Here is a 12,759-nt window from a genome sequence, read left to right on the forward strand (position 1 = left end):
GTGCTTAACAGCACCGAACTGCCGTTGACTCATCTGCGTAGCTGACCGCTTTTGTGGCCGGGGGGGCGGGCGGCGCGCGGGGGGGGGTGGTGGGGGACGCCCAACGCGGCAGTCCTCGCGGCCGGGCCCGTCAAGTTCGGGCACTGCTGGCCAGACGCTCGAGGACATGATCGCTGTGCTGGAACAGCCCGGCCAATGGGATTTTCTCTTGATGGATATCGTTCCGGAACTCGTGCCGCGTATTCCGAACTGGCCGCAAAACCGGGGCTTGGTCATTATGGATGTCAGGCCCGGGAGGCTCCCTTCCACCCTGCGATTCTCGCGCCAGGCAGGCCCTGAACGTTTGTCGAGCAGTCCGGATTACGCCACGGATGTGGTGGTGAGACGGTCAAGCGACAGCCACTATGATTTGATCCAGGCAGGTCGTGTCATTCCAATCCGAAGCCTCGGTGACTGTTTCTTCTCAGCGGTTACCCAGGGCTTGGACGAACTTGAGGGGACGGTCGTTTTCTCCCCGACAGAGTTGCGCCTGGCGTCGGCAAGATACATTCGCGAAAACCTTGAATCGTTTCGCCACCTGGAAGTTCAGGGCGCCCCCCGTCAAATGCTGGCACCGGATAGCCAGAGGGAGGAGGCGGTCGCCAAGGCGGGGCAGGTGTTTGTGAAAACGGAGCCCACGCTTGAAAATCTTCTGGGCAGGGAGACCTTGGATGTTGTAACGAGGCTGCTCGCTGGCGCGCCTAACCCGTATAGGTTGTTTCGAGCGCCGCGGGTACGCCTGTCGCTGCGTGCAGGTTTGGCTGCCGTCGGTTCCTCGTCGGAACTCTGGAGACAAATCGAGCAGTTGGCGCCGGTCCGGCCTTTGTATGGATTGGCAACCTCATTCACGCCCTACACACCCGCCCAGAGAAGCGTTGTCGAAGAGCTCCTGGATATGACGCTGGTCGGCAACGAAAGTGGGCGAACGATCGATCTACTGGCCAGGGATGGCTATTTTCAGTTGAACCGGGATTCGATTCATATCTTGCTTGAGTACGGCGTCGGTATCGATGAGTGGTACAAATTTTATCCCAAGAGCCCGACAGCCTATATTCCGAGCAGCGAGGCGGGGGCCGAGGATGTGCGGGGGCTCCTTAATGGCAGGGAACTGGTGCGGCCACATCAGTTGGCCGAGCTTGCCAATACACTGAACGTAAATCCCGGCCTGGGAAGCCCGATCAGCGGAATGATTGAGTTATTCCGCTATAAGAAAATGACCGGACGCACCGTTGGGTTACTTCGAGGTGCCCTGCGCAACAAGGGTCGGTTGGTGGCCCGGGCTGAGCGGGTTCTAGCCTCTCGTGTGATCGAAACCAATCTTGGCGGTGCATTGCCCGTCTCTGTATTTTCAAGGTGGATAAGTCATCCGGCGCTCAGTTCGGCGAAGCTTGAATTTATTGCCAGGTATGCCGAAACCCGTGTGCAGGAGCTATTGAACACCGGCGATATCGATGTCCGATGGATCCACGGGTTCACAGAAAAGACGCTGAGAAGCATCGAAATGCACTCAGCATCGCTAGCAGCTTTTGTTCGTTTCCTGGAGCCACAATCGGGAAGTGCTACAGATATCGGTATGGCGGACATCGCCAGGCTGCTAAGCGGCCCCGATGGCGTTCCGTCGAACTCCAGAACGATTATTTTGCTCGACGTCCCTAACTTGTTGGCTAATCTGACCAAGAACTTCACCCGCGATGAGGCCAGGAGTATTTGGACAGAGTTGATCTGCCCTTACTACAGTGACCTGAATATCTACGACGCGCTTGGGCAGGTTCGCCCGTTGAACTCCGAAGCGAATTTCACCTCGGCATTGATCAATGCTCTCCAGCAGGATGTGGCGCGCGCACACCAGTTGATTGACCGTGTCTTTGCCGATCCCACGACCTCGGCGCAGGTGCTGAATCACCTGTATCGCTTTGACTTTACTGCGAATCGAGCGGAACACAGCCTTTTGATGTTCGCAGAATACGTGAGTTGTTATAACCGAATACCGGACTGGGCATGGCAATACAAAAAACATAAAGGCTGATGGAGCGATGGCTATCGCGGGGCTCCCCGCGATAGCCATCTTTTCTATTTCAACGGCAGGCTGACAAACTTCGGACCTGCCCCCCCTCGCGCTGGTTCTCTTCACTCAGCCATCGTTCAAATGCCGCGCCCACAGCCGGCCATTCCGAATCGAGCATCGAATACCACGCCGTGTCGCGGTTCTGGCCCTTGACGACCATGTGCTGGCGGAACACGCCTTCAAACGTGAAGCCCAGTCGCTCGGCGGCATATTTGGAACGGGCGTTGCCGTTGTTGCATTTCCATTCGAGGCGCCGGTAGCCGAGGGCAAACGACTCCTTGGCCAGCAGATAAACCGCCTCGGTGCTTTTCGGCGAGCGCTGCATTGGCGCGCCGAAGGTGACGTGGCCGATCTCGATGCGGCCGTGGGCCGGAACGATGGACATCAGGCTCAGGATACCTTGCACCTCGCCGCTGGCCCGGTCGATCACGCTGAAGAAATACGGGTCGATGTTGGAGGCGTGGTTGTCCAGCCAGGCATTGAAGGCGCCTCGGTCCTTGAACGGACCGTAGGGCAAATAATCCCAGAGTTTCGGGTCGGCGCCGGGCCCCTCGAGGGCTTGCCAAAGACCCTCGGCATGACGCGCCGGGGCGAGTTTTTCCAGGCGGATGAATCGCCCTTCGAGCAAGCGCGTAAAGGGCGCCGAGACACCTTTCCAACCGGTCAGCGAGGTCGACATGCTGTGCTCCTTACAGGGCTTTGCGAAATTGAATGAAGCCTGGGCGTTCGGCAATGCGTTCGTAGAGTTGGATCGCCGTCGCGTTGGTCTCGTGGGTCAGCCAGTGGACTTTGCAGCAACCGTCGGCCTTGGCGGTGGCATAGACGAATTCGATCAATTGCCGACCGACACCGGTGCCCCGACTTTGCTCGGTCACCAGCAAATCTTGCAGGTAACAGGAATTCTCGATGCTCCAGTTCGAGCGGTGATAAATGAAATGCACCAGGCCTACCGCCGTGTCGCCGTTCCAGGCGAGGGCGCCGTGGGTCGGTTCGCGGTCATCGAGCAGGCGCTGCCAAGTGCTCTGGGTCACCGCCTCCGGCAGTTCGGTGTTGTAGAACCGCAGGTAGGCCTGCCATAGCGGCAGCCAGGCCGCGTGATCTTCGGCGGTGACGAGGCGGATCTCGGTGTGGCTCATGTTCACTCCTTGGCGGATGCGTCGGGGATCAGGCGTGCGAGCGCCTGATCTTGGGGGTCGAGGCTGGCGGCCAGGCCATTGCGCACCCCGGCGACATCTTCGGGGCTGCGGTTCTGGCTGAGCTTGCGTTTACCTTCCAGGCGTTGGATGGGCAGCGAAAAGCCGACGATGGCCTTGAGCATCGTGTCCACATACTCGGCCGGTGCGTCATCGAGTTTCCATGGTTGGGCGCGGCCGGTTTCGTGTCGATCGGTGAGGGTGCTGACCAGCTCGCGCAGGCGAGTCGCCTCGCTGAAAACGTCGGCAGTGCCATAGGCGTGTACCGCCAGGTAATTCCAGGGCGGCACCACTTTGCCGTGCTCGGCCTTGCTGGGGTACAGACTCGGGCTGACATAGGCGTCGGCGCCGGCGAATATCACCAGGGCCTCGGCACCGGCTTCCAGGTCGCGCCATTGCGGATTGGCCCGGGCCATATGCCCGTGCAGGGTTCCGTGGAGGCCCTGTCGCGTATCCAACAGCAGCGGCAAGTGGCTCGCCTGCAAACCGTGTTCACCATGAGTGACCAGCACGGCCAAGCGGCACTCGTTCATCATTTGCTGTAGCTGGGGGAGATCCTGGACGGCAAAGGCTTTTGGGTTGTACATGGAGATTTTCCTTGGCGAATGCCAGCATCCTAGGCAGGCTATTGGTCTGTTGTAAGAGCCACTCCAGACCAATTCGATAGGTCCATTCGAGACTGCGATGAATACCAACGCGCTGCCCCTGTCGTTCAACCCCGCCGGAATCGAACTGGATCGCCGCCATGGGCTCAGTCGGCAGCTGTATCAGGCATTGCGGGCTCGCGTCCTCGATGGGCGCCTGACAAGCGGCACACGCCTGCCTGCCAGCCGCGACTTGGCGGCGGCCTTGTCGATCTCGCGCAACAGCGTGGTGCGTGCGTATGACCAGCTCTACGCTGAGGGTTTCATCGAAGGGCGAGTCGGTGACGGGACTTATGTGGCGAATCTGTCCTCTACGGCATTGCCCTTGAAAAAATTATCCACAAAACCATCCACAGGCTTTTCAACAGGCTTACCCACAGGGTTATCCACAGAATGGCTCGATTTACCTGTCGGTCCATCCAGTAAAGTTACCCACAGCAACGCTTTGCACCGTGTCGAAAAACATCATTTGGCCCAGCCTCCAGCGGGACCTCCCCGGGCATTCCGGGTGGGCGTGCCGGCCTTTGACCTGTTCCCCTTCGACGTCTGGGCCAAGCTGAATGGGGCTTTCTGGCGCAAGCCCGATCTGCAGCAGCTATGTTATGGAGACTCCCAAGGCGATGCGCGGCTGCGAGGCCTGATCGCGGCTTACCTGCGCAGTTCCAGAGGGCTGCACTGCACGGCTGAGCAAATTGTGATCACCAGCGGCGCGCAGCAGGGCATCAGCCTTTGTGCACAGCTGCTGGTGGACCCGGATGACGTGGTGGCGGTGGAAAACCCTGGCTATCGCGCTGCCGGGCATGCGTTCGCGGTGGCCGGAGGCGACGTCAGGGGCGTGCCAGTGGACAGCGATGGGTTGGATTGCGCAGCGCTCGCGACGTTGAGCCATTGTCGGCTGGTGTATGTCACGCCATCCCACCAATACCCGACCGGGGTGGTGATGAGTCTTGCGCGGCGCCTGGAGTTGCTGGCCTGGGCCGAACGCAACGACGGCTGGATCGTCGAGGATGATTACGACGGCGAATACCGCTACAGCGGCGCGCCGCTGGCGCCCTTGGCTGCGCTGGATCGCCAGGGGCGGGTACTTTACGTCGGCACCTTCGGCAAGGTGGCGTTCCCGGCCCTGCGCCTGGGTTACCTTGTGCTGCCGCCGGGCCTGGTGGACGCCTTCGCCCGACGGCGCGCGGTGGATGTGCGTCATTCCGAAGTCAGCACCCAGGCCGTGATGGCCGAGTTCATGGCCGCCGGGCATTTCCAGCGGCATATCCGGCGCATGCGTCGAGCGGCCCTGGCTCGGCGGGATGCGTTGCTGGCGGGTTGGCCGAAGGCTGTGGCGGGTGTCGGTGCGATGCCCACGGTCGTCGCTGGGTTGCATGTCACGGTCCCCGTGGACAGCGTCGAGCGTGAACGTGAACTGATTGCCCAGGCCTGCGGCGTAGGCGTGGAGATCAACGGCCTGAGTGGCTATTGGTTGCCTACCACGCCTGCGCAAGTCCGCGCTGGGCTGGTGCTGGGGTTTGCGGCGGTCCCGCCGGCGGCGATCGGCACCGCGCTGGCGAGCCTGGCAAAAGCCTGGGATGTCTGACGGCCCGCGGCCGGGACATCAATCGCAGGCCAGGTTCGGCTTCATGGCCGTTTCTTTGGAAAGAACACCTGTATGGCCTGATCCACGGCAATTTCGCTGCGGTAATGATCAATCAGTTGACGTTGGTTCAATACATCCAGGGGAACGTCTGTGATGGCTGACTTGACCTGTTCCGGCGTTCTCAGGTGCCCCGAAAGAAACTTGAGATCGAACCCCCAAAAGGTGGAGTAGTGAAAGTCCGCAAGCCAAAGTGGTTTGCTGCTTGATTTGTCCCGGATTTCATATCGGTCCAGGTATCGCTTTCCTGCCGGCGTGTTGATGCGTTTCCGGTTGATTCGTTTAACGACGTGGATGAGGTTTCGTTCGTTTAGCCAAGTGACGCCGCTCATGTTGGGCGGGCTTCGTTTGATGAGCCCCAGTACGGCCTCGTATTCCTCTGCGCGTAGGGCCGTCGCTTCGTTCTTGAGCTGCAATCGCAAGGATTCGGCCGAGCCCTGCGCTTCTTTCGGCTGTTCCAGTGTTTCGTTCTTGGCCCGGTCCAGTGCCTTTTTGATTGCAGCCGCGACGGTATCCATCCGGCTGGCATGGGCTCCCATAATGAGGGATATACCGGAAGCGGTACGGCCTGGCTGGTGTAAGTCATTTTGGATGTGTGTTCTGAAGGCCGGGAGTCCTTTGATCAGGGCTTTGCCTTTCTGAACGCTGGTTATCAGGGCTGGAACCGCCGGGGATACGTTGGACATAATATGGGGGATCCATTCACCGGATTCCTTACGGTGGAATAAAGCGATCAAGTCACCGGACAACGGATTCGTCACCTCGACCCAACCCGTTTCTTCGTAGGCGCTGGACAGGCGAGCTACACCGCTGACGACGCCCCAGAAGCGGCCTCTGATGAATATTCTCCTGGAGCGCGGGCGTTCTTCATAAAGGGTCAGGGATTGTCGTTGATCGCTTCGCTCATCAAGGGCCTTGGCCAAATGACGCAAGGCTCTTTCCTTGGAATCGGTTATTCGATCACGCAAGCGCTTGAGTTGCTGGGCGTTGGTACTGTCCTGGTATTCGCTACCCATGTAGTCGATGTGCTCTTCGATAGCCGTGAACTGTTCCGTCAGGCTGCCGAGTGCATCGATTTGTTCGTCCAGCCGGATCTTGGTTGTTTCATCGATCGCGTCGCGCAAGGTTTGAAAGGCCACTATTGCATTGTCGACCAGTTGGTCAATTTCCAGCCAGCCTTCGGGCATCGTTTCGATACTTTCAAGGGGTAGGCACAGGTGGCGATACATTTCCAGTTGAAGGAGTCGTAGACCGTCGCTGGTGTAGGAGGGCAGTTTCCTACGGTAATCGCGCACGAGCTCGAAGCCGCCGAGCCCCAGTTTCTTGAGCCTGGAAAAGCGCGTCTCCATATACTCCAGGCGCTCGATCATGGTGTCACCGAGCTGAATCATGTCGTTGGCTGCATCGACGTGTCGTTGTTGTCGCACTTGGAAGCGAGGTTTGATCATGTCCTGCGCCTGCTCCAAGGCAGGAAGAAATCGTTCTCGTAATATGTCCATGTCCGCGAACGTGAAATTTATCTGCGCGTTCAAATAACCAGCGCTCACGCGGGGAGCATCCGGCCTCGACTGGAAGACCGGCCATTCAATCAAAGCGCTCAGCGCGCTTTCATAGTTTATCTGCTGTGTTTGCAGGGTCTGCCTATAAACGTCACTAAATAATTGCCGGGTATCGACCGAGGCCTGCTCCATGTTGTGGGCGTCGTCATTGAGCTGCCATTCGTTATGCGTTCTGCTTTCTTCAAACTTCCTGAGTTCAGCAAGCAATTCGATGTTGCGCCGTTGTGCCTGGGCGACAACATGCTGCCGGACGCCTTTGGATCCGCTGCCCCTTAATCGCAAGCGGCTGTCGATCCGCCACTGGCCACGCTCATCCCGGACCAAGGGGGGGCCGGAGCGTGTGTCCTTGATGATGCTGACCTGCTCACCCTCGATGCTGATCTCGAAGCACTGGCTCGCCAGCTTTGCGTACCACTTCCCGTCTTTCTGGTAGAGGCCTTCGAGCGCGCCTTCGCTCTCGGGTTGTCCGAGGTTATCGGGCACATCGATGCTGAAGTGATCGAGAAGCCCTGCGTAATTTTTGGTTTTACCCATCAAGGCGCCGAAGGTATGGATGACCTCGTAGTGCTCCTGTGGCCATTCTTCCCGGGTGATTGGCGCGAGTCTCTCGATGCTCAGTTTGGGTACGGGCGCGGGTACATCTTGCTTCGGGACAATGGCAGGCGCCTCTGTCGGACGTCCGCGGCTGCCGGCTTTTGAACGTTCGATGGCGATGTTGACCACGCCCAACGCCACGTTCAGCAGCAAGTCGACGACGATCTCCCACTTGGGCTGGGCTTTGCGCTCTGCATCGTCCTGGGCCAATCGTTCCAAATCCTCCAGTATTTGCCAGAGCCAGATCGCGGTGTTCGCCGTGGTGCCAAGATAGGGCAATGCCAGGTTGAAAATCAGCCAACCCGCCTGTTTGAAAGACTCCCAGCGGCTCTCGCTATTGGAAACCGACTGTCTATCGGCGAGTGTGACCAAGGCATTGGCGTTGGCCTTGAACAACAGCGGCATGAAATCGGCTCCCAGGGATTCATCGCTGAGGGTGACGGGCCCCGCGTCGGCTATTGATGTTATTGGGTTCGCCACGAACTCCGCGACGGCCCAAGGCGAAGGCAGGGCGCCCGGAAAAACCAGTCGGTTGTAAGTTTCCCGCACTCCGTCGGGCAGCCACGCCAGCACCGATTGGCGCAAGGTGGCTGACTGCTTGATGGCATACAGCAAGTTGCTGAACGAGGGGAACTGGCACAGCTGAGGTTCGAGCAAGGGGCGGTACAGCAGACAGGGCCCGGCGCTGGGGGGCTGTGGCCCGATCACGAACATATTGGCGACGATGTCCTCGGCAATACCGAGTTGCAACTCTGGCACGAACGCCAGTTTGCGCAGCACGATAGTTTGCCCGTCAACCTTGCGGTCGGCTTCCAGCGGCTCCATCAGCGCGAAGACATAACGACAGCCGCGCTCATCGATATCGCCTAGCCCCCTCAATTTGCACTCCAACGCAAGTAGGGGCAGTTGTATGCGTAGCTGTGAGCTGTACAGGCCCTCTCGGCGGGTCGACTCCTCTGGATCGTCGAGCAGTTTGCGTTTAATCAGCTCGGGATAAACCCGACCGATATCGACTTGGCTAATAAGCCGCTCGAGGTAGTCCACTGTCACCCCTTCGGGGAGCTCGGTCCCGTCCAAGGACTTCACGGTCTTGTTGCCCTGTGGAAGCGCCACCAGGTTTTGCAGTGCGAGATCGACTAAGTTGAACTCGGTCGTGTCGAACTTGAACGGAACGACAAAGGTCCCCCAGACGACCGGGCTTGTTATCTCGATTACGATTTTTTCCGGGTCCAGAGTCGAACCATCACCATGGTCAGATTGCATCTGGGTTTTCAAGGCATTTGACGCGTAGTCCTTGATGGAAGGGATACCGTCCAGGTAGGTTTTGCCGGCGTGTGAACTGCCCAGCGCGGACAGGTTTTTCATGTATTGAGCGAACAACGTCTGGTCGGCTACTGACGCGTTGCGTAGCCAATCGGGTATTTGTTGCTTGAACCAAGCCTCGTCAGGTCCGACCTTCAGGGCGCTGAGGGATATTTCGGACTCAGGCGAGGATGGGTCTGACTCTGCTGCAGGCTTTCCGAGCAACTGGATCTTCAAACCAATAAGGCCACAGGCCTTGCTGTCAAAAATGTTTCCGCGCGGCTCATAGAGCTGCCACCGTATCCCGGTGGTGGGGTGAGAGAGAATCAGATGGTCGGCAATGGACTGGCCCAATGCATCTCGTGATTCGAATTTCTCATAACCGTTGTACAGCGAGTGCGTAAGGATGACTTCCTTGTCGTCGACATGGCCGATCAATACGATCAGCGAGTTTTCGTTCAAGCGAGCGACCCGATCAACGGCGATTGCATCGACGTCGACCAGATACGCGTGGCTTTGGAATTGATCCTTGCGGTCTTGTGCGTCGGGGTATAGGTAAAGCTGCCTGGCCATGGCGCATTCGTTCGCCGTCCAGCCCTCGATTTGCCGGACGTCCCAGAACTTGCGAAATGTGGCGGACAATTCGTGCCAGCGGGGACCGTAGTTGCCAAATGGCATATTCCAATAAGCGAGTTGTTGTTCCTGGCTGGCCTTCAACATCGCGGGCGCCAGCTCATTGATCAACCTTCCGATTTGTTCGATGCGTACCGGCAAGTGCACTTCGGGCTCGGTAATCGGCAGTCGGGTCAAGAAGTGAAAGCCTTCAATCAATAAGGTCGGACGGCCCCGGTCTATGTGATCGGCCAGCAAGTGGCTCAGTGGTTCATAACGGGTAGGCAGCGCTACGATTTCGCCGCCGATAATGTCCCAGGCCGGTTCGGCGAGGACGGTTGTGTAGGGATCGAGGTCCAATGACGGGTAAAGCTCTTTGAGCGCATCTCGCAGGAGTACGGCGGCCACTTCATGGTCGGAGGGGCCTGCAAGCAATTGGTTGAGCAATGCTGCCTTGATGCTTGCCTCTGAGGTCGGGTCTGTGTCGGACGTGGGGTCTGTGTCGGTCGAGTCGAGTGTCATTTGCGTGTCCCTCCTTGAACATGAAAAAAACCGAAGCCGAACGCTTCGGTTTTTTCATGCTAAGGAGGCACGGACTGGGGCAGGTGGTAACTATGTATAGGTCGACGTATGACCTTGGCGCCGATACGACGCGGTCACTGGCCGGATTTGATTCGTGTCCAGGCCCGCGTGCGTGCGCGTTCGGCGTCCCTCGGCAACGGTTGCAACGTGTACAGCGAGGCCATGGCCGCTTCAGTCGGGTACAGGTTGGGGTTGCCGCGAATCGCCGGGTCGACCAGGTCGGTCGCGTCCTTGTTCGGGTTCGGATAACCGACAAAATCACTCACCGGCGCGATCACCTGGGGTTGCAGCAAATAGTTGATGAAGGTGTAGGCGTCGCCCGGGTTCTTCGCCCCTTTGGGGATGGCGAGCATGTCGAACCAGATCGGCGCGCCTTCCTTGGGCAGGCGCATGTCCACGGTCACGCCATTCTTGGCTTCCTTGGCGCGGTTGGCCGCCTGGGAAAAACTGCCGGAATAACCGACGGCCACGCAGATGTCACCGTTGGCGATATCCGCCATGTACTTGGATGAATGGAAGTACGTGATGTAAGGCCGGATCTTCAGCAGCAGCGCTTCGGCCTTGGCATAGTCCGCCGGCTTCTTGCTGTTGGGGTCCAGGCCCAGGTGCTGCAAGGCCAGGGGCAGTATTTCCGACGGCGAATCAAGCAAGGCCACGCCGCACTGCTTGAGCTTGCTGATGTTCTCTTCCTTGAAGATCAGGTCCCAACTGTCCACTGGCGCGTTGGCGCCCAGGGCGGCCTTGACCTTGTCCGGGTTGAAGCCGATCAGGATGGTGCCGTACATGTAGGGCACGGCGAACTTGTTGCCCGGGTCGTTGGCTTCGATCAGCTTCATCAGCTTGGGATCGAGGTGGTTCCAGTTCGGCAGCTTGCTGCGGTCCAGGGGCTGGAACACCCCGGCTTCGATCTGCTTGGCCAGGAACACGTTGGACGGCACCACCACGTCATAGCCGGAGTTGCCCGTCAGCAGCTTGGCCTCCAGGGCCTCGTTGGTGTCGAAGATGTCGTAGACCAACTTGACCTGGCTGTTCTGCGCCTTGAAATCCTCCAAGGCCTTGGGCGTGATGTAGTCGAACCAGTTGTAGACGCGCAAGGTGCGCTCCTCGGCCTGGACAGCGCCGCAAAGCAGCGCGGCGCACACGGCTGGGGCCATTAAACGCTTGAGTCTGTTCATGCTGTTGTTCCTCATGGGGCGCTTTGGAAACCTTCAAGAACGTTCACGGCATTGATGCCGATTTCGGCCACCGCATAGCCGCCTTCCATCACGAACAGCGTCGGCTTGCCGAGCGCCGCGATGCGCTTGCCCATCGCCAGGTAGTCCGGGCTGTCGAGCTTGAATTGCGAAATGGGGTCGTCCTTGAACGTGTCCACGCCCAGGGACACGACGATGACATCGGCGTCGTAACCCCGGATCTGCCCGCAGGCCTGCTCCAGCGCCGCGCTCCAGGTGTCCCAGCCTGAGCCTGCTGGCAAAGGGTAGTTGAAATTGAAACCCTCACCGTCGCCCTCACCGTGCTCGTCCGCATAGCCCAGGAAAAACGGAAACTCCGCCTCCGGATGGCCGTGGATCGACGCGAACAACACGTCGCTGCGCTCATAGAAAATCGATTGGGTGCCATTGCCGTGGTGGTAATCCACATCCAGGATCGCGACCTTCTTGTGGCCCTGGTCGAGAAAGGCCTGGGCGGCGATGGCCGCGTTGTTGAGGTAGCAATAACCGCCCATCAAGTCGCCAGCGGCGTGGTGCCCCGGCGGGCGGCACAAGGCAAAGGCACTGCGCGCACCACGCTGGATGTCCGCCTGGGCGGTGAGGGCCACTTGCGCGGCGCTGTAGGCCGCCTGCCACGTGCCGGCGGTGATCGGCGCGCCGGCGTCGAAACTGTAATAGCCCAACTGGCCGTGCAGGCTGGTGGGGATGACCGTGCGAAAGGTCCGCGCCGGCCAGGTGAAGGGCAGCAAATCACCGTCGCGGTTGTACTTGGCCCAGCGATCCCAGGCACCTTTGAAAAATTCCAGGTACGCCGTGCTGTGGATACGCTGGATCGGCCCCAGGCCAAAATCCTGCGGCGCCTCCACCGGCCCCAGCCCCTGCGTCTTGACCCGCTCCAACACATGATCGGCCCGGGACGGCATCTCGAAACAAGGCATCAACTGCCCGTCCATCAACTCGCAGCGGCCGTGGTGCAGGTGGTGATCGTCTGAGTAGATCGTCAGCATTTTGTTGTTCTCCGCAAGGCTGGTCCGTGGACTACAGTCTTGCGGAGTGCAGCGTTTCAGAGAACGGCGGGAGAGGCCAAAAGGGGATCGAAATGGCCAATAAGTTTGACCGTAAATCGCCCCTTGTTAGCGCGGGTGTGCGCGGGGTTGGGGCACAAGGTCCCCTGTGGGAGCGAGCTTGCTCGCGAAGGCGGCGGCACGTTACACACCGATCTCAAAATACACTCGATCCCCGTGGCGAGGGAGCTTGCTCCCGCTCGGCGGCGCAGCCGTCGTAAAGCGGCTGATGCGGTTTTTCCGGAGAAATGC

Annotated in this window: 8 protein-coding genes; 2 read left to right on the plus strand and 6 right to left on the minus strand. The window is 59.2% G+C overall.

Features of this window, described 5'->3' with window-relative positions; genetic code table 11:
* Window positions 1-166 precede the first annotated feature (166 nt).
* Entirely contained in the window at window positions 167-2,065 is a 1,899-nt protein-coding gene (locus HGO40_RS10360) for an OTU domain-containing protein (protein WP_250962902.1), read from the plus strand.
* A 49-nt stretch (window positions 2,066-2,114) separates the two neighbouring features.
* Here HGO40_RS10360 and HGO40_RS10365 read toward each other — a convergent pair whose 3' ends face one another.
* The 3 genes from HGO40_RS10365 to HGO40_RS10375 are packed head-to-tail and all read right to left on the minus strand — an operon-like array spanning window position 2,115 to window position 3,884.
* Window positions 2,115-2,783: a GNAT family N-acetyltransferase gene (locus HGO40_RS10365; RefSeq protein WP_250962903.1), complete on the minus strand. Its 669-nt coding sequence runs from the start codon at window positions 2,781-2,783 to the stop codon at window positions 2,115-2,117.
* Window positions 2,784-2,793: 10 nt separating this feature from the next.
* Entirely contained in the window at window positions 2,794-3,240 is a 447-nt protein-coding gene (locus HGO40_RS10370; protein ID WP_250962904.1) for a GNAT family N-acetyltransferase, read from the minus strand.
* Window positions 3,241-3,242: 2 nt separating this feature from the next.
* A complete protein-coding gene (locus HGO40_RS10375) occupies window positions 3,243-3,884 on the minus strand; it encodes an FMN-binding negative transcriptional regulator (protein ID WP_250962905.1) in 642 nt (213 codons plus the stop codon).
* A gap of 97 nt (window positions 3,885-3,981) precedes the next feature.
* Here HGO40_RS10375 and pdxR point away from each other — a divergent pair, with 97 nt between their 5' ends.
* Window positions 3,982-5,526, plus strand: coding sequence for a MocR-like pyridoxine biosynthesis transcription factor PdxR (gene pdxR / locus HGO40_RS10380; protein ID WP_250962906.1), 1,545 nt, complete (start codon window positions 3,982-3,984; stop codon window positions 5,524-5,526).
* Window positions 5,527-5,567: 41 nt separating this feature from the next.
* Here the strand turns inward: pdxR and HGO40_RS10385 are convergent, their stop codons facing one another.
* The 3 genes from HGO40_RS10385 to HGO40_RS10395 form a co-directional block, all read right to left on the minus strand.
* Window positions 5,568-10,172: a dermonecrotic toxin domain-containing protein gene (locus HGO40_RS10385; RefSeq protein ID WP_250962907.1), complete on the minus strand. Its 4,605-nt coding sequence runs from the start codon at window positions 10,170-10,172 to the stop codon at window positions 5,568-5,570.
* Between the two features lie 134 nt (window positions 10,173-10,306).
* Window positions 10,307-11,407 carry a polyamine ABC transporter substrate-binding protein gene (locus tag HGO40_RS10390; RefSeq protein WP_250962908.1) on the minus strand — a complete coding sequence of 367 codons (1,101 nt, stop codon included), beginning with the start codon at window positions 11,405-11,407 and terminating at the stop codon, window positions 10,307-10,309.
* A gap of 11 nt (window positions 11,408-11,418) precedes the next feature.
* Complete coding sequence (locus tag HGO40_RS10395; RefSeq protein ID WP_250962909.1) at window positions 11,419-12,450, minus strand: histone deacetylase family protein; 1,032 nt, start codon at window positions 12,448-12,450, stop codon at window positions 11,419-11,421.
* Window positions 12,451-12,759: the final 309 nt, after the last annotated feature.

It is taken from the genome of Pseudomonas sp. CG7 (assembly GCF_023701885.1).
Lineage (GTDB): Bacteria > Pseudomonadota > Gammaproteobacteria > Pseudomonadales > Pseudomonadaceae > Aquipseudomonas > Aquipseudomonas zanjanensis.

Bases quoted from the DNA above. Each gene is read 5' to 3' on its own strand.
- HGO40_RS10360 (WP_250962902.1), top strand. From the start codon at position 167: ATGATCGCTGTGCTGGAACAGCCCGGCCAATGGGATTTTCTCTTGATG.
- HGO40_RS10365 (WP_250962903.1), bottom strand. From the start codon at position 2,783: ATGTCGACCTCGCTGACCGGTTGGAAAGGTGTCTCGGCGCCCTTTACG.
- HGO40_RS10370 (WP_250962904.1), bottom strand. From the start codon at position 3,240: ATGAGCCACACCGAGATCCGCCTCGTCACCGCCGAAGATCACGCGGCC.
- HGO40_RS10375 (WP_250962905.1), bottom strand. From the start codon at position 3,884: ATGTACAACCCAAAAGCCTTTGCCGTCCAGGATCTCCCCCAGCTACAG.
- pdxR (WP_250962906.1), top strand. From the start codon at position 3,982: ATGAATACCAACGCGCTGCCCCTGTCGTTCAACCCCGCCGGAATCGAA.
- HGO40_RS10385 (WP_250962907.1), bottom strand. From the start codon at position 10,172: ATGACACTCGACTCGACCGACACAGACCCCACGTCCGACACAGACCCG.
- HGO40_RS10390 (WP_250962908.1), bottom strand. From the start codon at position 11,407: ATGAACAGACTCAAGCGTTTAATGGCCCCAGCCGTGTGCGCCGCGCTG.
- HGO40_RS10395 (WP_250962909.1), bottom strand. From the start codon at position 12,450: ATGCTGACGATCTACTCAGACGATCACCACCTGCACCACGGCCGCTGC.